The sequence below is a fragment of the Limimaricola sp. genome, from assembly GCF_016125575.1.
In the GTDB taxonomy this organism is placed as follows: domain Bacteria; phylum Pseudomonadota; class Alphaproteobacteria; order Rhodobacterales; family Rhodobacteraceae; genus WGLM01.
The window spans coordinates 245,764-272,060 of the sequence record NZ_WGLM01000004.1; the positions used below are offsets into that span (position 1 = coordinate 245,764).

Below are 26,297 nucleotides of genomic sequence, written 5' to 3' on the forward strand. Positions count from 1 at the left end.
ACCATTCATTCACAGGCGATGCGCCATTGTGGTGGCATGTCCCGCACACGCGCCTTTTCCGAAGCGTCGCTGCCTTTCTCCGAACCATTTGTCGCGGACGAAGTGCAGGCAATGGCTGGCGCCCGGCTGCCCTCCTACATCCGGGATCATCGCGCGCGGCTGCGCGAAAGGTTCATGAGTGGCGGCGCCGCGGCGATGCCCGACTACGAACTGCTGGAACTTGTTCTTTTCCGCGCCATTCCGCGGCAGGACGTCAAACCGCTGGCCCGGCGACTGATTGATCATTTCGGCGATTTCAACCGCGTGCTGGCCGCGCCCGCCGCCCGGCTTTTGCAGGTGCAGGGTGTGGGAGAGGCAGTGGTGACTGAATTGAAGGTGGTCGAGGCCGCGGCGCAGCGCATGGCCCGGGCCCGCGTCATTCAGCGCCACGTCATTTCCAGCTGGGACGCGGTGCTGGACTATTGCCATACCGTAATGGCCCATCGCGAGACGGAGCAGTTCCGCGTCCTCTACCTTGACCGAAAGAACATCCTGATCGCGGACGAGGAGCAGGCGCGCGGCACGGTCGACCATGTGCCGGTCTATCCGCGCGAAGTGGTGAAGCGCGCGCTGGAGCTGAACGCCTCGGCGCTGATCCTTGTCCACAACCATCCCTCGGGCGACCCGACGCCGTCGCAGGCCGACATCGCCATGACAGCGCAAGTCGAAGCGGCCGCGCAGGCGCTCGGCCTGACGCTGCACGACCACCTGATCGTCGGCAAATCGCGCGAGCTGAGTTTCCGCGCCGAGGGGCTGATCTGAAACGCGAAAGGGCGAGCCAAATGGCCCGCCCCCTGCTTCGTCTTCCAAATGGCGCGATCAGGCGGCGCTTTCGACGCCCTTCACGAACCAGTCGATTACCGCCAGATCGGCATCCGACATCACTTCGCCGTCCTTGACGCGCAGCGTGCCATCCTGGTCGTAGATCGGGCCGGTGAACACGTTATAGCTGCCATCCTTGTAGCCGGCCTGAATGCCGTCGGCGGCAGCCTTGACGTTATCCGGGATGACCGGGTTGTAGGGCGAGATCACCACGGTGCCTTCCTTGAACCCGTCCCATGTATCGGTCGAAGTCCAGGTCCCGTCGAGCACGGCCTTGGCCCGCTCGATGTAATAGGGGCCCCAGATGTCCTCGATCGCAGTCAGGTGGGCATGGGGCGCGAATTGCGACATGTCGGCACCTTGGCCAAAGCCGTAAAGACCCTTTTGCTCGAGGATTTGCAGCGGGCCGGGGCTGTCGGTGTGGGTGGTGACGATGTCACAGCCAAGGTTGATCAGCGTCTCGGTCGCGGCGGCCTCTTTCGGCGGATCGAACCAGCTGTCGATCAGCACCAGTTTCACCTTGGCATCGGGGTTCTGCTTCTGCGCGGCAAGGCAGAACGAGTTCACGCCCAGCACCACTTCGGGCACCTTGTAGGAGCCGAGATAGCCCAGCGTGCCGGTCTTCGACATCATCCCCGAGATCGTGCCGAGAACGGCGCGGCCTTCGTGGAATTTCGAATTGTAGGTCGCGACGTTGTCGGCGCGCTTGAAGCCGGTGCAATGCTCGAACTTCACATCCGGAAACTCGCTGGCAACCTGAATCGTCTGGTCCATGTAGCCGTAGGACGTGGTGAAGATCAGCTTGCAGCCCTGCTGTGCGAGGTCACGAATGACGGGGATCGCGCTGGCGTCCTCGTTCACGTTCTCGACGTAGACGGTCTCGACCTGGTCACCCAGCGCGTCCTCGACGGCAAGACGGCCCTTGTTATGTGCCCAGGTCCAGCCGTAGTCGCCGATCGGGCCGAGGAAGATGAAACCGATCTTGACCTTGTCGGCGGCGAAGGCCGGGCTGGACAGCAGCGGCAGCGTCGCCGAGGCGCCCGCGGCCTGAATGAAGTTACGACGAGATAGTTTGGCCATGTGAGACTCCGTGTTGAGTGGCGCGTCAGGTAGATGGAAGAAATGGCTTGCCCAGACAGGCCGGGGCGTTGCCACCGGCATTCTTGCGGCTGGAAATCACGGCAAGGGCAATGACGGTCATGAGATAGGGCATGGCAGCCCAGAATTGGGACGGCAAGAACGAGAAGCCCGAGGCCTTGGCATAAAGCTCAAGCGCCATCAGGATGCCGAAAAAATAGGCGCCTGCCAAGAGACGCCCGGCACGCCAGCCCGCAAAAACGACCAATGCCAGCGCGATCCAACCGCGCCCGGCCGTCATCTTCTCTGCCCACATCGGCGTAATCACCATGCTGAAATAGGCCCCACCGATGCCGGCCATGGCGCCGCCGAAGGCGATGGCGGCATACCGCACACCAACCACCGAATAGCCGATGGAATGGGCCGAAAGGTCATTCTCACCCACCGCGCGCAGGATCAGTCCCGCACGGGTGGACTTCAGAAACCACATGACCACGGGCACCATGATCAACGCGAAATAGACGATCGGTGAATACCCGAACAGAATTTGCCAGACCGGATCGCGGGCAAGGCTGGCCGGAAAAATCGACTGGAATGGAATGATGATCCGCCCCACGAAGGACAGGCCCAGCAGCGAGGAAAGCCCGGTTCCGAAGATCGTTAGCGCAAGGCCCGTCGCGACCTGGTTCGAGTTCAGCCCAAGAACCAGCACCCCGAACAGCAAGGCCGAGGTGGCACCACCAGCCGCGGCGCCCAGCACGCCAACCCATGGGTTTCCAGTCATCACCGTCACGCCAAAGCCCGAGATGGCACCGATCAGCATCATCCCCTCGACGCCAAGGTTCAGAACGCCCGACTTCTCGACAACGAGTTCGCCCAGTGCTGCCAGCAGGATCGGCGTTGTCAGCCCGACAACGGTGATGATCGCGGCAATGATGAAATCCACGCTCATGTCATTCTCCTGCCGGAAGGGGTGCGCGCTTGACCGGGGGCACGTAGCGCAGGCGATAGCGGACCAGCACGTCGCTGGCGAGGATCAGGAACAGCATCATCGCCTGGAAGATGCCCGCGGTGGCGTTGGGAATATGCACGGTGGTCTGCGCCACCTGCCCGCCCACATAGGTCACGGCCAGCACGATCCCGGCAATCAGGCATCCGATCGGGTTCAACCGGCCGAGAAAGCTGACAATGATCGCGGTAAAGCCATAGCCCGAGGGAAAGCCAAGGTCGATCTTGTGCAGCATCCCGGTGAATTCCAGCGCGCCGGCCAGACCTGCCATTGCGCCACCCGCAAGCAGCGCCAGCCAAACGGTGCGGCGGCTGTCGAACCCGCCATGGCGCGCGGCATCGGGCGCGCTGCCCACGACGCGGATCTGGTAGCCGAAGACCGAGCGCGACATGACCACCCAGAACACGAAGGGCAGGATCAGCGCGATCGCGACGCCAAGGTGGATGGTCGTGCCCGGAAACAGCACCGGCAGTGTCTGGTTGTCGGCCAGCGGCGCGGTGGCGGGAAAGTTGCGGCCATTGGGGTCTTTCCACGGGCCGCCGACGAGGTAGCTGAGCACCTGCAACGCGACATATGTCAGCATCAGGCTGGACAGGATCTCGTTCACGTTCAGCCTTGTGCGCAGGATCGCCGGAAAGAAGGCCCAGACTGCGCCGCCGAGGATACCTGCCAGCACCATCAGCGTGATGACGAAGAACCCGCCCGCCGTGCCTGCCGCAATCCCGACCCCCGCGGCGCAGAGCGCGCCGATGATGTATTGCCCCTCGGCACCGATGTTCCAGACCTGCGCGCGGTTGCCCACTGACAGGCCCAGCGCGATGATGACCAGCGGCGCGGCCTTCACCGCCACATCCTGCCATTTGTAGCTGGCCAGTAGTGGCGTCAGGAAGATGTCGACCACGGCGCGAAATCCATTAATGCCGATGGCATCGAATACCACCATCCCGATCAGCATGGTCAGCGCGACCGAGGCGATGGGCGTGATCACCAGCATCGCGCGGCTGGGGTCGGGCCGCTTTTCCAGTCTAATAGGCATTCACGATGTCCTTGGGCAGGGGGTGATCGGGCGGGGCGTCCTCGCCATGGATGCCTCCCATCAGCAGGCCGATCTTTTCAATATCCGCCTCGCTGACCTTCATTGGCGGCGACAGGCGGCCCTCGTTGATCACGGCCAGCGTGTCACAAATCGACAAAAGCTCGTCGAGGTCCTGACTGATCACGACGATAGCCGACCCCTTGGCAGTCAGGTCCACCAGCGCCTGATGGATCGCGGCCGCGGCCCCGGCATCGACGCCCCATGTCGGCTGGCTGACGATCAGCACCGAAGGGTTTTGCATGATCTCGCGGCCCATGATGTATTTCTGCAGGTTCCCGCCTGACAGCGACCCGGCCGTTGATTGCGGGCCCAGCGCCTTGACGTCGAAGGCAGCAATGACCTCACCGGCATAGGTGCGGGCGACGCGCGGGTTGATGAAGCCGCCATTGACCATGCCCAGTCTGTCGCGCGCGGTCAGGATGGTGTTGTCGGCCAGCGTGAACTCGGGCACCGCGGCATGTCCGTTGCGCTCTTCCGGGACGCTGGCCATGCCAGACAGTCGCCGCACCTTGGCCGAATGGTGGCCGACGGGCTGCCCGTCAACCCTGACCGCGTCATGATCATGCGCGGGCACCTCGCCCGACAGCGCAAGCAGCAGCGCGTTCTGGCCGTTCCCGGCCACACCCGCGATGCCAAAGATCTCGCCCGCGCGGACGGTGAAGCTCACGTCGCGCACCGGAATTCCGAAGGGTTCGTGCGACGGGATCGACAGCTCGCGCACGACAAGCCGCGGCTCGCCAAATGTCCGGCCCTCTGGCCGTTGGATGTCCTTGAGGCTGCCGCCGATCATCTTTTCCGCCATCGAACGCGAAGTTTCGACCTTGGGATCGCAGGTATCGACCAGCTTGCCACCACGCAGGATCGTCGCCGTATCGCAGAGCGCCTTTATCTCGTGCAGCTTGTGCGAGATGTAGAGGATCGAGCAGCCTTCGCTGGCCAGTTGCCGCAGCACCACGAATAGCTGTTCCACCTCCTGCGGCGTCAGCACCGAGGTCGGCTCGTCCATGATCAGCAGATCGGGGTTCAAGAGCAGCGCGCGCACGATCTCGATCCGCTGGCGCTCGCCCACCGACAAGGTCGAGACGATGCGCTGCGGTTCCAGCTTCAGCCCGTATTGCGCCATCACCTCGTGAATGCGCGCCTCAAGCTCGCGTCCGGGGATCGACGAATCCATGCCCAGTGCGATGTTCTCCAGCACCGTCATCGCCTCGAACAGCGAGAAGTGCTGAAACACCATGCCGATGCCCATCTTCCGTGCGGCCTTGGGATGCGGGACGACCGTGGGCTTGCCGTTCCACAGGATCTCGCCCGCATTGGGCTGCATGATGCCGTAGATCATCTTGACCAGCGTCGACTTGCCCGCGCCGTTTTCTCCCAGCAGCGCATGGATCTCGCCGGGCAGGACGGAGAAGCTGATATTGTCGTTGGCCAGTACGCCCGGAAAACGCTTGGTGATGCCCTTCAGTTCAAGACGGGGCGTAGAACGGGTGTCCATCGGCAGTCCTCGGTGCACCGCGTCAGGCGGCCATCGCCAGAGTGATGCACAGCCATCGGGCATATGCAAATGCTGGTTGCGGTTGAAGGACTTTCAGGATTTGCCGATGCATAGCTTTGCAGCAGATACCCCAAAACCGGCCAATCGGTTGGGCGGAATGGGTTTTATTGGACGCGTCGAGAGGAGAAGCGCCGTCTGGTTGGGCCAAATGCCCTGCCTATCGACTTGCCACGGAATGGGTGCGACGGCAAGCATCCACGAAACAACACATGCAGGGGACAATTGACCATGACCGACGACAGCCTTGATCACGTGGCGCTGCTGCGCCTTGCCATCGCCGAAAGCGCCAAGGCCAAGGCCGAGGGCAACCACCCTTTCGCCTGCATCCTCGTCGGTCCCGATGGAAAGGTGCTGATGACCCAGCACAACGCCTACATGCCCGATCATGACATGACCGGCCATGCCGAGCGTGTGCTGATGACCCGCGCCTCGACAACGCTGCCAATGGCCCTGTTGAAGGAATGCACGATCTATACCAGTGCCGAACCCTGCGCGATGTGTTCCGGCGCGATCTACTGGACCGGGCTGAAGCGGGTGGTCTACGGCCTGTCGGAAAAGGACCTCAAGAAGATCACCGGCGATCACCCCGAAAACCCCACGCTGGACCTCCCCTGCCGCGTGGTGTTCGACGCCGGCCAGCGCGCGGTCGAGGTGATCGGCCCGATGCTGGAGGCAGAGGCCACTGAGGTGCACGAGGGCGCGTGGGAATAGGCCGTCGAGGCAGGGCTGGCCCTAGGCCGCACCCTTTCATGGTTGCGCAAAGGCTTTGCGGCCCGCTGCGCCGGCTATCTTTTCAGTCGGGTCGCCCCGGTTCGTCCCTGTTGTTGCTGAAGAGGGCAATCTTGTTGCCCTGCGGATCACGCAGATAGCCCACGTAGAAGTGCGGGCCGTAGGCCGCGCGAAACCCCGGCGCGCCTTCGTTCTGCCCGCCGGAGGCAAGGGCTGCGGCATGAAGCGCACGCACCTGAACCTGTGACGGCACCTTGAAAGCAACCATCGTGCCGTTACCGGCCGATGCGGCCCGCCCATCGAAGGGCGGCTTGACGTAGAGGTCGACCTGCTCGTGCGGGAGGTCGGCGGTGACAGGGATGGCGTAGCTCAGCCCCTCGGCGGAGATGTCCAGCACGTAGCCGAGGCTCGGCAAGAACGCCGAATAGAACCGCTCGGCACGCGGAAGATCATCTGCACCGACTGTGACGTAACTGATCACGGTATTCTTTCTCCTGAACCGCCCAAATCCCCGCAGACCCTACGAAGCGTTTCCATCATGGCGCAATGCAGTCAGCGGACCGGACCGAGACTGTTATGGTCGCCGTCGGCAACTCCTTGCCCCGCGCGCCCTTGGTTCATCCCGGCGGCAGGTAGTCTGCACCCGGGTCAATGGCGGCCGGACGGCCAGGAAGATCGAGCATCCCGATGCGGGGTGCAGTGCGGGCAATGACCTTGCCGCGCCGGATAACGGCCAGCCGCGTGGGCTTCAGCCGCAGCGCCTCGACCGGGTCGGCGGCTTGCAGAACCACCATGTCGGCGTTGCAGCCTTTCTCCAGCCCATAGCCCTGCAAGCCCATCGCGCGGGCGGAATTGACTGTCAGCGCGTCGAAGATGCGCTTCTTGTCCTCGATCCCGGCCATTTGCGCCACGTGAATGGCCATGTGCCCGACCTCCAGCATGTCGCCCGAGCCCATCGAATACCACGGGTCCATCACGCAATCATGGCCGAATGCCACGTTCAGCCCCGCCGCCATCAACTCGCGCACGCGGGTCATGCCGCGCCGCTTGGGGTAGGTGTCGTGCCGGCCCTGCAGCATAATGTTGATCAGCGGGTTGGGGATGACATGCATCTGCGCATCGGCCATCAGCGGGATCAGCTTGGAGACGTAGTAGTTGTCCATCGAATGCATCGAGGTCAGGTGAGACCCGGCCACCCGGCCCTGAAGCCCGAAACGCACCGCCTGCGCCGCCAGCGTTTCCACATGACGGCTCATCGGGTCGTCGGTTTCATCGCAATGCATGTCCACGGGTAGGCCGCGATCCGCCGCGATCCGGCAGAGCGCCGCGACCGACGCCGCACCATCCTCCATCGTGCGTTCGAAGTGCGGGATGCCGCCGACGATGTCCACGCCCATGTCCAGCGCGCGGTTCAGGTTTTCCACCGCACCCGGCGACCGGTAATAGCCGTCCTGCGGGAAGGCGACGAGTTGCAGGTCGAGGTAGGGCGCGACCCGCTCGCGCACTTCCAGCAGCGCCTCGGCGGTGACAAGGCGCGCATCGGTCGTGTCGACATGGCTGCGCACCGCCAGCAGGCCCTGCGACACGGCAAGGTCGCAATAGCGCAGCGCCCGCTCGACCAGCGCCTCGCGCGTCAGGGCCGGGCGCAACTCGCCCCAGAGCGCGATGCCTTCCAAGAGGGTGCCCGACACGTTCATCCGCGGCAGGCCCAGCGAGAGGGTGGCATCCATGTGGAAATGCGGATCGACGAACGGGGGCGTCACCAGCCGCCCTGTGGCGTCGATCACATCGCCCGCCTCGGCGGAGATTCCGGCCTCGACCGCGGCGATGTGGTCACCGCTGACGGCAATGTCGATGCCGCGGCGTCCGTCGGGCAGGTTGGCACTCTTCACGATCAGGTCGAACATGGCTGTCCCGCGGGCAAGGAAAGGGGCCGGCGCATCGCGGCGCCGGCCCCAACCTTCATGCTCTTCCGCGCGCGGTCAAGCGGCGGCAGGCGTCACTTCGCGGCAACCGCGATGTCCGAGAACATCTGCGGGATTTCGAGGAAGCTGACCGTGCCATCACAATCGGGCAGCGACAGCGTAAGATCATGCGCCTGCATCGGCTCGCCGGGGACCAGTTGCATGCTCTGGGCATCAATCTGTGTGCCACAGCTTTGCGCGTTGACCTCGGCCTCGGCGGCAAGGCGGATGTTGCCGGCGGTTCCGGTTCCCGCGGCGGGGAAGGTATAGACCTCGGCCATCAACGGGTTAGGCCCACCGGGCGCGCCGAGATGGACAAGAAAGCCACCTTCGCCCGCAACGGCGACACCCGAGTCACGCGGTGCCTGCACCCAGACATGGCCTTCGTCCTTGAAGCCCGCGCCGAATTCGTACGCATTCAGCGTCAGTGCCGCCGGGCCGGACCATTGCAGTACGGCACGGTCGAACTTGGTCAACTCGGGAACCTCGACCGTTGCCGTGGCGGAATCGCCGTTCTCGAAGGCCGCCATGAAGACCGCTGTCGTGGCCAGCGCAGGCACCGTCACGGTAGCCTTGCCATCGGCGTCGGTCAGCAGCGAAAAGATCATGCCTTGGTGATGGAACGTCACCTGGGCGTCGGGATCGCAGGGCGCAGCAAGGCTCAAGGATACCAGCGCCGCCTCACCCACCGTTGCGTTCAACGTCGGGCTGCAATCTGCTGTCGCAACCACCGGGCTTTGCGTTCCGCCGGGGACCGGCGGCGTATCATTGGCCAGTGCCATCAGAACCGGTGCAGCCGGCGCTTCGGCGGCAGGAACCGGCGCGGCCGTGGCGGGGCTGGCCGGTACGAAAGCGGCCTGTGTCGGTGCGGGCAACGGGGCCGGCAACGGCGGCATGCTGACGCTGGCCATCACGGGCAGCGAAGGTTGCGCAGCCTGTTGCGGCACCACTGGTGCCGGCGTTGCAGTTGCCACCTGTGGAGCAGGTGCCTGTACCGGGGGGTTGTTGAGAAACCGCGAGGCCAGCGCATCGCCGTTTTGCATGGCGAAACCGATGCCCAACGCGACAGCGAATGTGCCAACGGCCGCGGCGATCTTTCTGACGTTCACCTGCATCACCTGATTCCTTCTCTAGTCGAGATCAGGAAACAGACTGTCCCCTGAGGGTGTCCGGAGAGGGACCGCACAAGGGTAGTTTCGGGGCTGAATTGCGGCGGTTGTCTGGCAACCGCCGCGTGTGTGCCTCAGGCCAGACGCCCGTGGCAATGCTTGAATTTCGATCCCGAACCGCAGGGGCAGGGATCGTTCCGGCCCGGATCGCCCCATGTCGAGGGGTCGGATTCCACGAATCCCTCGCGCGCGGCACCGGCCACGGGCCCTGCGGCTGCGCCCACCGTGACGGGTTCGGGCTGTTGGGCAGCAGCGGCCTGTTGTTGCTGCTGCATCAGGCGCTGCTGGTCCATGATCTGTTGCAGCATCGCACGCTGCTCTTCCTCGGTCATAGGACGGATCTGCGACAGTTTCTGCGTCACTTCCTCGCGCAGCGAGTCGAGCAGGCTTTCAAAAAGCTGGAAGCTCTCGGTCTTGTATTCGTTAAGCGGGTCGCGCTGGGCATAGCCACGGAACCCGATGACCGAACGCAGGTGTTCAAGCGTCAGCAGATGTTCGCGCCATTTGGCATCGATGGATTGCAGCAACACCTGTTTTTCGATGCTGCGCATCGTCTCGTCACCAAAGGCTGCGGCCTTTTCGGCCATCATCTTGTCGGCAGCCTCGTTCAACCGTTCACGGATCTCGTCGTGATCCACGCCTTCTTCGGCAGCCCAATCGACCACCGGCACGTCGATGCCCAGCTTGGCCTGTGCCGCTGCCTGCAGACCTTCGGTATCCCATTGGTCGGCATAGCTGCGCGGCGGCATGAAATCGTCGACCAGATCATCCACGACCTGATGGCGCATGTCGGCGACGATCTCGGACAGGTCCTGCGCCTCCATGATCTCGCGGCGCTGGCTGAAGATGACCTTGCGCTGGTCATTCATCACGTCGTCGAATTTCAGCAGCTGCTTGCGGATGTCGAAGTTGCGTCCTTCGACCTTGGCCTGCGCGCGCTCCAGCGACTTGTTGACCCAGGGGTGAACGATCGCTTCGCCATCCTTCATGCCCAGCGACGACAGCACCTTGTCCAGCCGTTCCGAGCCGAAGATGCGCATCAGGTCATCTTCCAGCGACAGGAAGAAGGCCGAACGGCCCGGGTCACCCTGACGGCCCGACCGGCCGCGCAGCTGGTTGTCGATCCGGCGGCTTTCGTGCCGTTCGGTCGCCAGCACGAAGAGGCCGCCCGCGGCCTTCACCTTTTCCTTCTCGTCGGCGTGTTCGGCTTCGATCCGGGCGCGCACCTCGTCGGGGTGAACGGTTGGATCGGCCTTGATCGCGTCCAGCACTTTCAGCTCGACGTTACCACCAAGCTGAATGTCAGTGCCACGGCCGGCCATGTTGGTCGCGATGGTGACCGCGCCCAGCTTGCCCGCATCGGCCACGATCTGCGCCTCTTTCTCGTGCTGGCGGGCATTGAGCACGTTGTGCGGAATACCTTCCTTGGTCAGCAGATTCGACAGAAACTCGGACTTCTCGATCGACGTGGTGCCGACAAGAATCGGCTGGCCCTTGGCATGAGCGGTTTCGATTTCCTTGACGATGCCATCGTATTTCTCCCGCGCGGTGCGGTAGACGGCATCATTCTCGTCGATCCGGGCAATCGGCTTGTTGGTGGGCACTTCGACCACGCCAAGGCCATAGATCTCCATGAATTCCTCGGCCTCGGTCAGCGCGGTGCCGGTCATCCCGGCCAGCTTTTCGTAAAGGCGGAAGTAGTTCTGGAAGGTCACCGAGGCGAGCGTGACGTTCTCGGGTTGGATCGTCGCGCCTTCCTTGGCCTCGATGGCCTGGTGCAGGCCATCGGACAGGCGCCGGCCATGCATCATCCGGCCGGTGAATTCGTCGATCAGCACGACCTCTTGGTCGCGGACGATATAGTCCTTGTCCTTGGTGAACAGCTTGTGCGCGCGCAGGGCCTGGTTGATGTGGTGGACGATCGTGGTGCTTTCGGGATCGTACATCGTCTGCCCTTCAGGCAGGATCCCGGCCTCGCTCAGCCGCTTTTCAAGGAATTCGTTGCCTTCCTCGGTATAGGTGACGTTGCGGGTCTTCTCGTCGAGCTCGTAATGCTCGGCTGTCAGTTCCGGGATCATCTTGTCGACGGTGCGATAAAGCTCGGACCGGTCCTGCGAGGGGCCCGAAATGATCAGCGGCGTGCGCGCCTCGTCGACAAGGATCGAGTCCACCTCGTCCACGATCGCGAAATTGTGTCCGCGCTGGAACATCTGGTCCAGTTCGGCCTTCATGTTGTCGCGCAGGTAGTCAAAGCCCAGTTCGTTATTGGTGGCGTAGGTGATGTCGGCGGCATAGGCCGCTTTCTTCTCGCTCTCGGGCTGCTGGGGATAGACGACACCGGTGGTCAGGCCGAGTGCGCCATAGACCTTTCCCATCCAGTCCGCGTCACGCCGCGCAAGATAGTCATTCACCGTGACGACATGTACGCCCTTGCCGGACAATGCATTGAGGTAGGCCGGGAAGGTGGCGACCAGCGTCTTGCCCTCACCCGTCTTCATCTCGGCGATATTGCCCTGGTGCAGGAAGATGCCGCCCATAAGCTGCACGTCGAAGGCCCGCAGGCCCAGCGCGCGGCGCGCCGCCTCGCGGCAATTGGCAAAAGCCTCTGGCAGCAGCGCATCAAGGGTTTCGCCATTGGCGATACGCTCCTTGAACTCGGCCGTCTTGGCCTTCAGCTCATCATCGGTGAGCGGTTTGAAACTGTCCTCAAGCGCGTTGATCTTCTCGATCAGCGGGCGGGTAGCCTTCACCTTGCGGTCAGTGGGGGTGCCAAAGACCTTCTTGGCGAGCGTTCCGATACCAAGCATGTTCTCTCCGCGCGCGCTCAGAAGGCGCCTGTCTGACATCTATGTGTGAGGAGGTTGCTTGTAGGCTGCCGGCCGTGGGCCTAAACAGAGGCCGCGATCGCCCCCAAGTCTGGCCCCCTCGGAGCCTGAACGGGATGTAAGGGGCGCATTACCGAGTGTCAACGCCGCCTGCCTGCGCGGTCAAATCAAGGGAAGAACGAATGCTGAAACTTGCAACATGGGCCGCCGCGGCCACCTTGGCGCTGTCGTTGGGCACCGTCGCACGCGCAGACGACCCGACCTCTGACACCGTGGTCGCTACGGTCAATGGCAAGGACATCACTCTAGGCGAGATGATCGTCACCCGCGCACAGCTTCCGCAGCAGTACCAGTCGCTGCCCGATGACGTACTGTTCAAGGGTGTGCTGGAGCAGTTGATCCAGCAGGAACTGCTGGCCGAGCAGCTGCCGGCCGAGCCCAAGCGGGTCGCGATCACGCTGGAAGCGCAGAAACGGTCGCTGATGGCGGGCGAGGTCATTACCCAACTGACCGCCGGAGTTCCGACCGAGGAGCAGATCAAGGCCGAGTATGATGCCCGCGTTGCGGCGATGCAGCCCGAAACCGAATATCACGCCGCCCATATCCTCGTGAAAACCGAGGAAGAGGCCAAGCAGGTGAAGGCCGATCTCGAAAGCGGCACCGATTTCGCCGACGAAGCGAAGGCCAAGTCCACCGGCCCCAGCGGCCCCAACGGCGGCGACCTTGGCTGGTTCAGCAAGGGCATGATGGTGCCCGATTTCGAAAATGCCGTAATGGCTATGCAGGTCGGACAGGTGTCGGACCCGGTGCAGACTCAATTCGGCTGGCACATCATCAAGCTGATCGAGACCCGGCAAAAGGCCGTTCCGACACTGGCCGACATGCATGACCAGATCGCGTCCGATCTGCAGAAGAAAGCCGTGACCGACAAAGTTGGCGAACTGACCCAAGCCGCCACGATCACCCGTCCGGCCGACGGTGCCTTCGATCCGGCGATCCTCAAGAACCTCGATCTGCTGAAGGACTGATTCGTCATGGCCGTATCACCCCTTGCCCCCGCCGCGTTTCCAGCGTTACCCGTCATCGACGGTGTGCGTTTCGCCGCGGTGGCGGCAGGGGTGCGCTACAAGAACCGGACCGACGTGATGCTGGCAGAGGTTGCCGCCGGTAGCACCGTGGCGGGTGTTTTCACCCGTTCGGCCACACGTTCGGCCCCGGTTCTGGACTGTCAGGAAAAGAACGGCGGCGCGTCGGACGGGCGCGCCGCCTTCCTTGTCAATTCAGGCAATTCCAACGCCTTCACCGGCAAGGCCGGCATGACCTCCGTCGCGGCCATTACCGATGGCGTGGCCCGGGTTCTGGGCATCGCGCCTGCGCGTGTCTTTACGTCTTCTACCGGTGTCATCGGCGAGCCGTTGCCGCATGAGCGTATCGTCACGGCGCTTGAAAGCCTGCGTGACACGCTGTCTGACGACGGGATCGAAGCCGCTGCGCGCGCGATCATGACCACCGATACCTTTCCCAAGGGCGCTGCCGCCGAAATCACGGTGAATGGCAAGACGGTGAAAATCGCCGGGATCGCCAAGGGATCCGGCATGATCGCGCCGGATATGGCGACAATGCTGGTCTATATCTTCACCGATGCGCAGATCGGGCATACGCCGCTGCAATCGTTGCTGAGCAGGCTGACCGACCGCACGTTCAACTGCATCACCGTCGACAGCGACACCTCAACCTCGGACACGCTGCTGATGGCGGCGACGGGCGCCTCGGGCGTGGACGTGAGCGACAACGCCGATTTCGCCGCCGCGCTGGAGAAGGTCATGCTGGACCTCGCGCTGCAGGTGGTCCGCGATGGGGAGGGCGCGACGAAGTTCGTCACCATCCACGTCACTGGTGCTGCCAACGACGCCGACGCGCGCAAGGTGGCAATGGCCACCGCTAATTCGCCGCTCGTCAAGACCGCCATCGCGGGCGAAGACGCCAACTGGGGCCGGGTGGTGATGGCAGTCGGCAAATCGGGCGCCGAAGCCGACCGCGACCGCCTGTCGATCCGCTTCGGCAACATCACGGTGGCCCGGGAGGGCTGGCGTGCGCCGGACTATTCCGAAGAGGCCGCCTCGGCCTACATGAAACAACAAGAGTTGGAGATCGGGATCGACCTTGGCATCGGAACCGGGACCAGCACAGTCTGGACCTGCGATCTGACGCACGGCTACATCGACATCAATGCCGACTATCGTTCCTGAATGAAGATCGTCCTCGTTTCCGCCGTCGCGCTGATCGACGTCGACAATCGCGTCCTGCTGGCCCAACGCCCCGAAGGCAAGTCAATGGCCGGCCTGTGGGAGTTTCCGGGGGGCAAGGTGGAAGAGGGCGAAACGCCCGAGGCCGCGCTGATCCGCGAACTGCACGAGGAGCTGGGCATCGGCACATGGTCGTCCTGCCTCGCGCCCCTGGCCTTTGCCAGCCACGGCTACCCCGATTTCCACTTGCTGATGCCGCTGTTCGTCTGCCGGCGCTGGGAGGGCACGCCACACGGGCATGAGGGGCAGACGTTGAAATGGGTTCGGCCCCAGGCGCTGCGCGATTATCCCATGCCCCCTGCCGACCTGCCGCTGATCCCGATTCTGCGCGACTGGCTGTAACTGGCGTGTCTTTCAGACAAGAAAAAGGGCAGCCAATGGCTGCCCTTTCTTGTTCTTAGCTGCGAGGATCGTGTCGATCAAAGCGAGCGGACGACCTCTTCACGCTCGAAAATCTCGATCACATCGCCGGGGCGAATGTCTTCGTAGTTCTCGAACGCCATGCCGCATTCCTGACCAGACTGGACTTCGGGCACTTCATCCTTGAAGCGCTTGAGCGTCTTGAGCGTGCCTTCGTGCACGACGACGTCGTCGCGCAGCAGACGCACACCGGCCGACCGGCGGGCGACGCCCTCGGTCACAAGGCAACCCGCAACCTTGCCCACGTTGGAGACTTTGAAGACCTCCTTGATGGTGGCATAGCCGATGAACTTTTCCTTGATCGCATTGGACAGCAGGCCGCTCGCGGCCTTCTTCACGTCATCGACAAGATCGTAGATCACCGAGTAGTAGCGAATCTCGACGCCCTTCTGGTTCGCGGTATTGCGCGCGCTGGCATTGGCCCGGACGTTGAAGCCGAAGACCGGCGCACCCGACGCCTCTGCCAGGCCGATATCGGTTTCGGTGATGGCGCCGACGCCCGAGTGCAGGACGCGCACGCGCACCTCCTCGTTGCCGATCTTCTCCATCGCCTGCACGATCGCCTCGGCGGAACCTTGCACGTCGGCCTTCACCACGATCGGCAATTCGGCGACGTTCTTGTCTTCCTTGGCCCGCGCCATCAACTGTTCCAACGTCGTGGCGGCGCCCAGCGCGGCGCGTTTGTCCTTTGCGACGTTCTCGCGATAGGTCGCGATTTCGCGCGCCTGTGCTTCGGTCTCGACGACGTTGAGCACGTCACCCGCTTCGGGCGTGCCGTTCAGACCCAATACCTCAACAGGCACCGAAGGGCCGGCTTCGGTCACGCGCTCGCCCTTGTCGTCGATCAGCGCACGGACCTTGCCCCACTGTTCGCCCACGACAAAGATGTCGCCCTGCCGCAGCGTACCGTTCTGTACCAGAACCGTCGCGACGGGGCCGCGACCCACGTCCAGCTTGGCCTCGATCACGGCACCCTGCGCCGCGCGCTTGGGGTTGGCCTTCAGTTCGAGGATCTCGGCCTGCAGCGCGATCGATTCGAGCAGGTTGTCGAGCCCCTTGCCAGTCAGCGCCGACACCTCGACGTCCTGCACGTCGCCCGACATCTTCTCGACCACGACCGACTGGTTCAGCAGGCTGGTGCGCACCTTGTCGGGGTTCGCGGTGGGCTTGTCGATCTTGTTGATTGCCACGATCATCGGCACACCGGCCGCCTTGGCATGGTTGATGGCCTCGATCGTCTGCGGCATGACCGCGTCATCCGCGGCAACGACCAGCACGACGATGTCGGTCACCTGCGCCCCGCGGGCCCGCATGCTGGTAAAGGCAGCGTGGCCGGGCGTATCGAGGAAGGTCAGGACGGCCCCGGTATCGGTGGTCACCTGGTAGGCGCCGATATGCTGGGTGATGCCGCCGGCCTCGCCCGAAACAACGTTGGCATGGCGGATCGCATCGAGAAGCGAGGTTTTGCCGTGGTCGACGTGACCCATGATGGTCACGATCGGCGGCCGCGATTTCAGGTCCTCGGGCTTGTCGTCGACGGTGTCGATGACATCCTCGACGTCGGCATCGGAAACCCGCACCACCTTGTGGCCGAACTCCTCGACGATCAGTTCCGCCGTATCGGCATCGATCGTCTGGTTCTGCGTGGCCATGATGCCGTCTTTCATCAGCGCCTTGACGACATCCGCCACCCGCTCGGCCATCCGGTTGGCCAGTTCGCCAACGGTGATCGCCTCGGGCACTTGCACATCGCGCACGACCTTTTCACGCTCGGCGCTACCGCCCATGGCCTTCTGGCGGGCACGATCCTGCTTGCGCTTCATCGCGGCGAGCGAACGCTGCCGGCCGCCCTCGCCACCGGCGAGCGCGTCGTTCAGGGTCAGCTTGCCAGCGCGGCGACCTTCGTCCTCGCGGCCGGGCTTGGCCTTTGTCACCTTTTCGCCGCGCATGTCGCGCTCGCGGTCGGGCTTGCGCGGGGCAGAGGCAGGGCGCGGACCGCCGCGGTCATCCTCGGCACCGACCGGCGTCGGCGCGGTGGCAGCGCGGCGCGCGGCCTCCTCGGCCTTCATCCGCTTGCGCTCTTCTTCCTCGGCCTTGGCGCGCAGAGCTTCCTCGCGCTCACGCTCCTCGCGCTCCTTGGCCTCGATCTCGGCCCGGCGGCGTTCACGGTCTTCGGCGCGCTCGCGCTCTTCGGCCTCGCGCTTGGCGGCCTCTTCGGCCTCGCGGGCCTTGGCCAGCGCCAGCGCCTTCATCCGGCGTTCAAGCTCGGAATCGGAAATCCCGGCTGGACGCTTGGAGGGGTCGCCTGCGACAGGGGCTCCGGACACGGTCGGCTTGGAAACGCCCGGCTTGGGCACCACCACGCGCTTGCGCTTGGTTTCCACAAGCACGTTCTTGGTGCGGCCATGGCTGAAGCTTTGCTTGACGCTCCCCGGGCGGGCTCCGCCAAGACCCAGGGGCTTCTTGCCGTCGTTATCACTCATCTGGCTACTTCATCCTTCCCGGCGGCTGTCTTGTTGCCGTCCGTTTCGCGCAAGCCGCGCAGCTTTGCGGCATCCTCTACAACACGGTCGCCCAAACCGCCAGACGCCACCGCGCCGTGGATCACAGTTTGGCGTCCGAACGCCAAGCCAAGCTCGGCGCTGGTCAGGCAGCCGAAGTACCGGGCCCCCTCGGGCGTCCATAGCTTCGTCTTGCCCCGTTCGGACCCGTCGCTGGCCTGAAGCAGGACGCGGACACGCGCGCTGCCGGCCAGCCAGCCCTTTACCTTCTCGAACCCGCAGACCGCATCACCGGCCTTGCGGGCAAGCGCGACAAGGTCAACGACCCGCCGTGCCAACTGACGCTCGACCTCGTCGACCAGCCCATCGGGCACGGTGACGGGCCTTTTCGCCGCGCGGGCAAACTGCCCCTTGCGCGCCTGTTCAAGGACCGCCCGATCGGCGGTCACCCAAATGCCACGGCCGGGCAATTTGCCCAGAATGTCAGGCACGATTGCATCGTCAGGCCCCACGACGAAGCGGATCAGCCCGGCCTTGGGCTGAACCTCGCCGGTGACGATGCACCGCCGTTCCGCGCCGTCCGCGCTCTCGCCGTGATGCCCGCCGCGCGTCATGCCGTTATCCCGAAGGTCCGCGATCAGACCTCCGCCTCCTCGTCTTCTTCCGTCTCGGTCTCGCCCATCAACTCGGCCGGATCGACCCAGCCAAGCATCACCCGGGCGGTCATGACCATGTTCTGCGCCTCTTCAAGGCTGACATCGAATTTCTCCAGCACGCCATCGTCCTTGACGCGTTCGCCATTGACGGTGGTCCAGCCGCCGGCCAGTTCCCAGTCGGCGCAGGTGGCGAAATCTTCCAGCGTCTTGACGCCGTCCAGTGCGAGCGCCTCGATCATCTGGGGCGTCAGGCCCTCGAAATTGACCAGACTGTCCTCGACGCCCAGTTCGCGGGCATGGTCGAGGGCCTTCTTGTTCTGCGCCTCGAGATAGTCGCGTGCCCGCGCCTGAAGCTCTGCAGCGGTGCCTTCGTCGACACCGTCGATCACCAGAAGCTCGTCAAGCTCCACATAGGCCACTTCCTCGAGGCTGGTAAAGCCCTCGGCAACCAGAAGCTGGGCAAAGAACTCGTCAAGATCAAGTGTATCCATGAAGAGTTTCGAGCGACTCTCGAACTCCGCCTGACGACGCTTGCTTTCCTCTTCCTCGGTCAGGATGTCGATATTCAGACCGGTCAACTGGCTGGCAAGGCGCACGTTCTGGCCGCGACGGCCGATGGCGAGGCTCAGCTGCTCTTCCGGCACCACAACCTCCACGCGCTCTGCCTCTTCGTCGAAGACGACCTTGCTGACTTCGGCGGGCTGCAGCGCGTTGACGAGGAACGTCGGCACGTCCTGATTCCACGGGATGATGTCGATCTTCTCGCCCTGCAATTCGTTCACCACGGCCTGCACACGGCTACCGCGCATGCCGACACAGGCACCGACCGGGTCGATCGAGTTGTCGTAGCTGACCACGGCGATCTTGGCGCGGCTGCCCGGATCGCGGGCGACGGCCTTGATCTCGATGATGCCGTCGTAGATTTCGGGCACTTCCATCTTGAACAGGGCGGCCATGAACTCGGGCGCGGTCCGGCTGAGGAAGATCTGCGGGCCGCGCGGTTCGCGCCGCACTTCCTTGATGTAGCAACGGATGCGGTCGTTGGGCCGGTAGGCCTCGCGCCCGATCTTCTCGTTGCGGCGCAGGATCGCCTCGCCGGCGCCCACGTCAACGATGACGTTGCCGTATTCCTCGCGCTTGACGGTGGCATTGATGATGGTGCCGGCGCGGTCCTTGAATTCCTCGTACTGGCGGTCACGCTCGGCCTCGCGAACCTTCTGCAGGATCACCTGCTTGGCCGATTGCGCAGCAATACGGCCCAGTTCAACTGGCGGAACCTCGTCTACGATCTCGTCACCAAGTTCCGGTTCGGCGGCCTGGTCGATACCGGTCATGCCTTTGGCATCGGCCTCGGTCGGGGCGCGCAGCAGGAAGTGGCGCAACTGGCGCGTTCCGGTGACCTTGCCCTCTTCATCGCGCACGGGCGAAGTGGCGGCAACCACGGTCACCCGGGGGCGCGCATGCCCCACCATCTCGGCCGCCTGCGCGGCGGTCATTTCAGCGTGGTAATTCTCCAGAACGTCCTCATCGACGACACTGCGCACACGGGTAAAGGTGGCCTTGCCGGTCTTGCGGTCGATCTTGACCCGGATGTCCATTTCGGCCCCGTAGCGGCTCTTGGCGGCACGGGCGAGGCTTTCCTCCATCGCCTCGACGACAAGGCCCGGATCGATCATCTTCTCGCGGGCAACCGCCTCGGCGGTCTGCAGCAGCTCGAGCTGGTTGGCGGACGTAATGGCCATCAGTGTTTCTCCTCATCGCGCGGGGCGCTGTTGTCGTCATCGTCTTCATCACCGTCAAGGACGGTCTGCACTTCATCAAACTGGGTTTCGTCGATCTGGCCGGCATCCTTGCGGCCCCGCAGGACATCGCGGATCAGATCATCGGTCAGTACCAGCTTGGCATCGCTGAGCCAGTCGAATTTCAGCCCGATCGTGCCCTGGTCGATCTCGATCAGCACTTCGTCGTCATCGGTGCCGGCAAGGACGCCCTTGAACCGGCGCTGACCGTCGATCAGGTCCAGCGTCTCGATCCGGGCGACATATCCTTCCCAGCGGTCGAAATCCTTCAGCCGGGTCAATGGCCGGTCGATGCCCGGGCTGGAGACCTCGAGCGTGTAGGCATCAAGGATGGGATCCTCGACATCCAGAACCGCCGAGATCGCGGTAGAGATCATAGCGCAGTCGTCCACCTCGATACTGCCGTCGGGTCTCTGCGCCATGATCTGCAACGTGGTATCACGCCCGCTCATCAGCCGGACGCGCACCACCTCGAACCCAAGGTCCTCGACCACGGGGGTGATGATTTCGGCGATGCGGCGGTCGATGGCCGCTTTGGCGACAAGATCGTTCATCGGAGGTTTGCGGTCTTCTTCAAGCACAAAAAAACGGGCGCGCGGCCCGTTGATATTTCCCGGTGGAGCCTTGGGGGTGGAGGCCAAGGCGCCGCTGTTGAAGGGGATATAGGGGGATTGCCGGAGGAGTGCAAGGCTTGTCTGCCAGCCCCTCGAAAAGGCGAACGCCCCGCAAATCTGCGGGGCGTTGCACATCTTTTCCATAGGCGGTTGTGGCTTACGCCATCCACCAACGTTCGGCCATGCGGGCGTTGTCCATCTGCCAGAGGCCGCCAACCTTGGCCGGTGTCGCGATCTTCTTGTTGATGGCCTGCACCGTGTTGGCGAACATCGGAATGATGACGCCGCCGCGGTCGCGCAGGATCTGCTGCATCTCGTAGTACTGCGCGCGGCGCGTATCGCTGTCGAGTTCGGCGCGCGCCTTGACCAGCAGTTCCTGGAAGCGGGCATCGTCCCACTGGCTGTCGTTCCACGGCACGCCGGCCTCGTAGGCCGTCGAGAACATCCAGTCCTCGGTCGCGCGGCCAGAGAAGTAGCTTTCGCAGAACGGCTTCTTCAGCCAGACGTTGGACCAGTAGCCATCGGCCGGTTCCTGCACCACGTTGATGTTGATGCCGGCCTTGGCCGCCGAAGACTGGTAAAGCAGCGCCGCGTCGACACCACCGGTAAAGGCCGCGTCCGAGGCCGACAGGTCGATGTTGAGGCTGTCCATCCCGGCCTGTTTGAGGTGGTATTTCGCCTTGTCCGGATCGAATTCCAGCGGATCGAGATCGGCGTCGAAATACTGGTTCGCCGGGCCGATGGGCGTGTCGTAGGCGACGGTGCCGTGGCCTTGCAGGATCTTGGCCACCATTTCCTTCCGGTCGATGCCCCATTTCAGGGCCTGACGCACGTTGACGTCGTCGAAGGGCGCCACCTTGGTCAGCATCGGGAAGTAGTAGTGGGTGTTGCCGGGGATGTCCTGAATCTCCAGCATCGGGTTGGCCTTCAGCAACGCCTCGGTCTTGAAGTCGATGCGGTTGATCGCGTCGACCTGACCGGTCATCAGCGCGTTCATCCGCGCCGTGGTGTCGTTGATCGCGATATACTCGATCTCGTCGAAATAGCCCGCGCTGTCGCCCTTGTAGTGGTTCTCGACCCGCTTGCCGACGAACCGCACGCCGGGGTCGAATGACGCAACCTGATAAAGGCCGGTACCGATGCCCTTGGCGATGGCCTCGTCGATCTGGCCGGCCGGGTACATCAGGATGTGGTAATCCGACAGCAGGTAGGGGAAGTCGGCATTGCCGGCCTTCAGCGTCAGCTGGACCTGGCTGTCCGACAATTTCTTCATCTCGGTGACGGCGGCGATGATCGGCTGCGCGGCCGATTTGGCGCCTTCCGCGACATGCATCTGCAGCGATTCCAGAACGTCATCGGCGCCGAAGGGCTTGCCGTTGTGGAAGGTCACGCCCTGCCGCAGGTTGAAGGTCCATGTCTTGGCGTCGGGGGTGGCTTCCCAGCTTTCGGCCAGTTCGCCCTTCAGCGTGCCGTCGGCGGACACTTCGGTAAGGCAGTCGAACACCGCGCCCATCGCGCAAGCGATCATAAACAGGTCGGAATGGGTCCGGCCGTCCCAGCTGTCCGAGGTGTTGGCGCCGTTCATGCCGGCGGTCAGCTTGCCACCGCGCGTCTGCGCCCGAAGCGGCAGGCCGGTCAGCCCCAGCACACCGGCGGCAACGCCGGTCTTGAGCAGTCCACGTCTGCTGATCTGTGCCATGTCTTGAGTCTCCCTGATTGTTAACGGGCCCTTTGCGGCCCCTTTGTTACACCCGGTTCCCCGGAAGGTTTGCATCACATCTTGTCCACCGCTGCGTCACCGATGTTATCGACACCGCGTTGTGCAAGCAATTGATCCAGCCAGTCCGGGTCCATCTGCGGGACCGAGGACAGCAGGAGGTCGGTATAGGCGTGGTGCGGCGGCGCGAACATTTCGTTCTTCTCGCCCTGCTCCACCACGCGGCCATCCTTCATCACCACAACCTCGTCGGCGATGGCCTTCACCGTGGCCAGATCGTGAGTGATGAACATGTAGGACAGGCCAAGGTCGTCCTGCAACCGCGCGAGCAACCGAAGGATGCCTTCGGCGACAAGCTGGTCGAGGGCCGAAGTCACCTCGTCACAGATGATGAACTTCGGCTCGGCGGCCAGCGCGCGGGCGATGCCGATCCGCTGTTTCTGTCCGCCCGAAAGCTCTGACGGAAGACGGTCGCGATAGATCTTCGGGTCAAGCTCGATCTGGTCAAGCAATTCGTCCAGCCGTTTTCGCAGCGCAGACCCCGAGAGGCCGCCATAGAACTGCAATGGCCGCGCGATGATCTGGCCGATGGTGACACGCGGATTCAGTGCGGTATCGGCCATCTGGTAGATCATTTGCGCCTGTCGCAACTGGTCCTTGCTACGCTTGCGATAATTGGCAGGCAGCGGCACGCCATCAAAAAGGATCTCGCCTTCGATCGGGGGAAGAAGGCCGGTAATGCAGCGCGCCGTCGTCGACTTGCCAGAGCCGCTTTCGCCGACAACCGCCACAGTGCGCCCGGCGTGAATGTCAAAGCTGACGTCATGCAACACGGCGACCTTGCCATAAGATGCCGTGACCCCGCGCACTGACACGACGGGTTGCGCCCCCGTCGCGACGGCCGGTTTCATCGGGCGTTCGAAACTGCGCACCGCCCAGAGCGACCGGGTATAGTCCTGCTGGGGACTGCTCAGCATCGTGCGCGTGTCGGCCTCTTCCACCTCGTCGCCCTTGAGGAGCACCTTGATGCGGTCGGCCATCTGCGCCACCACGGCGAGGTCATGCGTGATGTAGATCGCGGCGGTGTCGAACTGGGCGACGATATCGCGAATCGCGGCCAGCACCTCGATCTGTGTGGTCACGTCCAGCGCCGTCGTCGGTTCGTCGAAGATGATCAGATCAGGCCGACAGGACATTGCCATCGCGGTCATTGCCCGCTGCAACTGTCCGCCGGACACCTGGTGCGGGTAACGAAAGCCGATCTGCTCGGGGTTGGGCAGTCGCAGGCGGCGGTAAAGCTCGATCCCGTCCTGGATGCTTTCGGCGCGGCCCATGACATGGTGCTGCACCGGCGCCTCGACATGCTGCTCGATGATCTTGTGGGCGGGATTGAAACTGGCTGCCGCGGATTGCGCGACATAGGCAATGCGCTTGCCCAGCAGGCCGCGCTTGGTCGCCGCCGAGGCGTTCAGCAGGTCGATCCCGTCGAAATCGACCGATCCGCCCGAGATGCGCACGCCGTCGCGGCAAAATCCCATCGCGGCAAGGCCCAGCGTGGATTTGCCCGCGCCGCTTTCCCCGATCAGGCCCAGCACCTCGCCCTTGTCGAGCGTCAGGTCCACGCCCTTGATGATCGGGGTCCAGGTCTCGTCGCTGCGGCCCTCGATATAAAGATCTTTGATCGTGAGAAGACGCTCGCCCATCAGACCCCCATCAGTCTTGCCAGCCGCGCGCCAAGGGGCGGGACGGCCCAAGACCGCCGGCGAACGTCCTTGGTAAGAAAATATGTGCGACCCGCGCTCATTCCTTCAGCCCCGACGAGCGGTGCAGCATCCAGTCCACCACGAAGTTGACGGCCACCGTTAACAGCGCGATGGCACTTGCCGCCAGAAGCGGTGCGCTGGCCACCTGCGGAGCGACGGCCGCGAAATTGATGAACTGGGCCAGATCATGCACCATTGTGCCCCAGTCGGCCAATGGCGGCTGAATGCCGACACCAAGGAAGGACAGCGACGCAATGGTCAGGAACACAAAGCAGAAGCGCAGCCCGAATTCCGCCAACAGCGGCGCGGTAGCGTTGGGCAGGATCTCGCGGAAGATCAGATAGCCCAACCCCTCGCCCCGCAACTTGGCGGCCTCGATATAATCCATCACGACGATGTTCTGGCCCACCGCGCGGGCCAGACGGAACACCCGCGTGCTGTCGATCAGCGCGATGATCAAGACCATGTAGACGGTCAGCAGCCACTTTTCGCCCCCCGCCCAGACCGATGCGATGGTCATCAAAAGCAGTGCGAAGATCAGCGAGGGGATGGCCATCAGCACATCCACCAGCCGGCCCAGCAACTGGTCCAGCCAACCGCCCAGCGTCGCGGCAAGAAAGCCCAGCGAGCCGCCGACGGTGAAGGCGATCAGCGTGGTGGCAAAGGCGATGCCGACAGTGTTCTGCGCGCCGTAGATCAGCCGCGACAGGATATCGCGCCCGATCTGGTCGGTCCCCAGCGGGAACAGCGGGTTGCCGCCCAGCGCCGGATCACCCCCCGGCACGATATTGGCCTGGGTAAAGATTTCCTGCTGGGCGTGGGGAGCGATCCATGCCGCGAAGATCGCCGTGATGGCGTAGATCAGGATGATCATGATGCCGAAGGCCGCCGTCAGCGGCATGGCGCGGAACAGCTTTCTGGTGCGCGCGGTGCCAATATGGCGGCCCGCCAGTCGGAACAGCCACGCCGCCACCGCGAAGCCGACAAAACCCATCACCGCCCAACGGAAGAACACCGCCTTCGGCAACGTCCACAGCCAGACACCCGCCGCCAGCGCGAAAACCCCGAAGACATAGCCGTAGGCAACGCCGAAGGGCATGTCGCGGAAGAAGGGGCGGTTCCCGGCTGCCCGTCCGGCCGCCCGGAACAGCCAGCCGATAACGCCGATGGCGACGAACGTCCCGATGATCCATACGGCTGCGATCATTTCGGGTGCCTCAGGCGCGGGTTGGACAGGATCGACAGGATGTCGGCCAGAAGGTTCAGCAGGATATAGGCCCCCGCAAAGATCAGGCAGCAGGCCTGCACGACGGGAATGTCGCGGATTTTCACGCTATCGACGAAAAGCTGGCCAATGCCGGGATAGACAAACACCACCTCGACCACGACGACACCTGTGATCAGGTAGGCGAGGTTCAGCGCGATCACGTTGATGATCGGGGCCAGCGCATTGGGCAGGGCGTGGCGCACGATTACCCGCAGCGGTGAGACGCCCTTAAGCCGCGCCATCTCGATATAGGGGCTGGCCAGAAGGTTGATGATTGCTGCGCGCGTCATCCGCATCATGTGGGCGGTGACCACCAGCGTCAGCGTCAGCGCGGGCAGCAACGTCTTGTCCAGCCGGTCGGTAAAGCTCATCCCGTCGTAGATGTTCGACAGCGACGGCAGGATCGGGTTCAGCACGGCCAAGAACAGGATCAGGATATAGGCAAGAAAGAATTCGGGCGACGAGATCGAGGTCAGCGTCAGGATGTTGGCGGCCCGGTCGAAAACCGAATTGCGGTAAAGTGCCGCCAGCAGCCCCAGTGTGACCGAGATCGGCACCGCGATGGCCGCCGTCACGCCGGCAAGGAACATCGTGTTGGCGAAACGCGGGGCAATCTGTTCGGCCACCGTCTTGGCGCCCGAGGTGGTGCCGGTGAAGCTGGCAAAGTTCGCCTGTGCAAAGGACGTACCCAGATCACCATGGATCGCGCCGCCCAGCCACGCGAGGTAACGGACAACCGGCGGCTGATCGAGGCCCAGACCTGTACGGATCGCCGCCACCGCTTCAGGCGTGGCACCCTGACCCAGAATCGCTTGCGCGAAATCGCCGGGTAGCAGGTTTACCGCCGTGAAGATGACGATCGAGACGATGAACAGCGTCAGAAGGCCAAGGGCCAGCCGCTGCAAGATGATGCGCAGGACCGAATTCACCTTGGCCGCACCTCTCCCCGTTTTATTGACTCGCAAGTTA

21 protein-coding genes are annotated in these 26,297 nt (G+C 63.6%); 5 read left to right on the forward strand and 16 right to left on the reverse strand.

All coding sequences use genetic code 11. The features are described 5' to 3' along the window. Window positions 1–36: 36 nt before the first annotated feature. Window positions 37–801 (forward strand): DNA repair protein RadC, encoded by a 765-nt coding sequence (radC, locus tag GC146_RS08140; RefSeq protein ID WP_291836918.1) that lies wholly within the window; start codon window positions 37–39, stop codon window positions 799–801. Window positions 802–858: 57 nt separating this feature from the next. Here radC and GC146_RS08145 read toward each other — a convergent pair whose 3' ends face one another. The 4 genes from GC146_RS08145 to GC146_RS08160 are packed head-to-tail and all read right to left on the reverse strand — an operon-like array spanning window position 859 to window position 5,538. After that, complete coding sequence (locus GC146_RS08145) at window positions 859–1,941, reverse strand: BMP family ABC transporter substrate-binding protein (RefSeq protein ID WP_291836920.1); 1,083 nt, start codon at window positions 1,939–1,941, stop codon at window positions 859–861. A gap of 25 nt (window positions 1,942–1,966) precedes the next feature. Next, a complete protein-coding gene (locus tag GC146_RS08150; protein ID WP_291836922.1) occupies window positions 1,967–2,890 on the reverse strand; it encodes an ABC transporter permease in 924 nt (307 codons plus the stop codon). Between the two features lies 1 nt (window position 2,891). Next, a complete protein-coding gene (locus GC146_RS08155; RefSeq protein WP_291836924.1) occupies window positions 2,892–3,983 on the reverse strand; it encodes an ABC transporter permease in 1,092 nt (363 codons plus the stop codon). Continuing rightward, the gene (locus GC146_RS08160; RefSeq protein WP_291836927.1) at window positions 3,973–5,538 is read right to left on the reverse strand and encodes an ABC transporter ATP-binding protein; all 1,566 of its coding nucleotides are present in this window, start codon (window positions 5,536–5,538) and stop codon (window positions 3,973–3,975) included. Before GC146_RS08160 ends, GC146_RS08155 begins: the two co-directional genes overlap by 11 nt. A 288-nt stretch (window positions 5,539–5,826) precedes the next feature. On the opposite strand from GC146_RS08160, the gene GC146_RS08165 reads away from it, so the two are divergent. Further along, a complete protein-coding gene (locus GC146_RS08165) occupies window positions 5,827–6,309 on the forward strand; it encodes a nucleoside deaminase (protein ID WP_291836929.1) in 483 nt (160 codons plus the stop codon). An 82-nt stretch (window positions 6,310–6,391) separates the two neighbouring features. On the opposite strand, the gene GC146_RS08170 is transcribed toward GC146_RS08165, so the two are convergent. The 4 genes from GC146_RS08170 to secA form a co-directional block, all read right to left on the reverse strand. Then, window positions 6,392–6,808, reverse strand: coding sequence for a VOC family protein (locus GC146_RS08170; RefSeq protein WP_291836931.1), 417 nt, complete (start codon window positions 6,806–6,808; stop codon window positions 6,392–6,394). Between the two features lie 136 nt (window positions 6,809–6,944). After that, entirely contained in the window at window positions 6,945–8,234 is a 1,290-nt protein-coding gene (locus tag GC146_RS08175) for an amidohydrolase family protein (RefSeq protein ID WP_291836933.1), read from the reverse strand. A 92-nt stretch (window positions 8,235–8,326) separates the two neighbouring features. After that, a complete protein-coding gene (locus GC146_RS08180; protein WP_291836936.1) occupies window positions 8,327–9,406 on the reverse strand; it encodes a hypothetical protein in 1,080 nt (359 codons plus the stop codon). Between the two features lie 128 nt (window positions 9,407–9,534). Continuing rightward, complete coding sequence (secA, locus tag GC146_RS08185) at window positions 9,535–12,267, reverse strand: preprotein translocase subunit SecA (protein WP_291836938.1); 2,733 nt, start codon at window positions 12,265–12,267, stop codon at window positions 9,535–9,537. A 200-nt stretch (window positions 12,268–12,467) separates the two neighbouring features. Here secA and GC146_RS08190 point away from each other — a divergent pair, with 200 nt between their 5' ends. The 3 genes from GC146_RS08190 to mutT are packed head-to-tail and all read left to right on the forward strand — an operon-like array spanning window position 12,468 to window position 14,933. Then, the gene (locus GC146_RS08190) at window positions 12,468–13,313 is read left to right on the forward strand and encodes a peptidylprolyl isomerase (RefSeq protein WP_291836940.1); all 846 of its coding nucleotides are present in this window, start codon (window positions 12,468–12,470) and stop codon (window positions 13,311–13,313) included. 6 nt (window positions 13,314–13,319) lie between these two features. Further along, window positions 13,320–14,534, forward strand: coding sequence for a bifunctional glutamate N-acetyltransferase/amino-acid acetyltransferase ArgJ (argJ, locus tag GC146_RS08195; protein WP_291836943.1), 1,215 nt, complete (start codon window positions 13,320–13,322; stop codon window positions 14,532–14,534). After that, a complete protein-coding gene (mutT, locus tag GC146_RS08200; RefSeq protein WP_291836945.1) occupies window positions 14,535–14,933 on the forward strand; it encodes an 8-oxo-dGTP diphosphatase MutT in 399 nt (132 codons plus the stop codon). 77 nt (window positions 14,934–15,010) lie between these two features. On the opposite strand, the gene infB is transcribed toward mutT, so the two are convergent. The 8 genes from infB to GC146_RS08240 form a co-directional block, all read right to left on the reverse strand. Then, on the reverse strand, window positions 15,011–17,494 hold the full coding sequence (infB, locus tag GC146_RS08205) for a translation initiation factor IF-2 (protein ID WP_291836947.1): 2,484 nt from the start codon (window positions 17,492–17,494) through the stop codon (window positions 15,011–15,013). After that, window positions 17,491–18,126: an RNA-binding protein gene (locus GC146_RS08210; protein WP_291836949.1), complete on the reverse strand. Its 636-nt coding sequence runs from the start codon at window positions 18,124–18,126 to the stop codon at window positions 17,491–17,493. Before GC146_RS08210 ends, infB begins: the two co-directional genes overlap by 4 nt. Before the next feature lie 23 nt (window positions 18,127–18,149). Further along, window positions 18,150–19,910: a transcription termination factor NusA gene (gene nusA / locus GC146_RS08215; RefSeq protein WP_291836951.1), complete on the reverse strand. Its 1,761-nt coding sequence runs from the start codon at window positions 19,908–19,910 to the stop codon at window positions 18,150–18,152. Beyond that, window positions 19,910–20,521 (reverse strand): ribosome maturation factor RimP, encoded by a 612-nt coding sequence (gene rimP / locus GC146_RS08220; RefSeq protein ID WP_291836953.1) that lies wholly within the window; start codon window positions 20,519–20,521, stop codon window positions 19,910–19,912. The genes nusA and rimP overlap by 1 nt, the downstream gene beginning before the upstream one ends. Before the next feature lie 217 nt (window positions 20,522–20,738). Further along, window positions 20,739–22,280, reverse strand: coding sequence for an ABC transporter substrate-binding protein (locus GC146_RS08225; protein WP_291836955.1), 1,542 nt, complete (start codon window positions 22,278–22,280; stop codon window positions 20,739–20,741). Between the two features lie 74 nt (window positions 22,281–22,354). Next, entirely contained in the window at window positions 22,355–24,001 is a 1,647-nt protein-coding gene (locus tag GC146_RS08230) for an ABC transporter ATP-binding protein (protein ID WP_291836957.1), read from the reverse strand. A gap of 97 nt (window positions 24,002–24,098) precedes the next feature. Next, the gene (locus GC146_RS08235; RefSeq protein ID WP_291836959.1) at window positions 24,099–25,268 is read right to left on the reverse strand and encodes an ABC transporter permease; all 1,170 of its coding nucleotides are present in this window, start codon (window positions 25,266–25,268) and stop codon (window positions 24,099–24,101) included. Beyond that, window positions 25,265–26,257: an ABC transporter permease gene (locus GC146_RS08240; RefSeq protein ID WP_291836961.1), complete on the reverse strand. Its 993-nt coding sequence runs from the start codon at window positions 26,255–26,257 to the stop codon at window positions 25,265–25,267. Before GC146_RS08240 ends, GC146_RS08235 begins: the two co-directional genes overlap by 4 nt. Window positions 26,258–26,297: the final 40 nt, after the last annotated feature.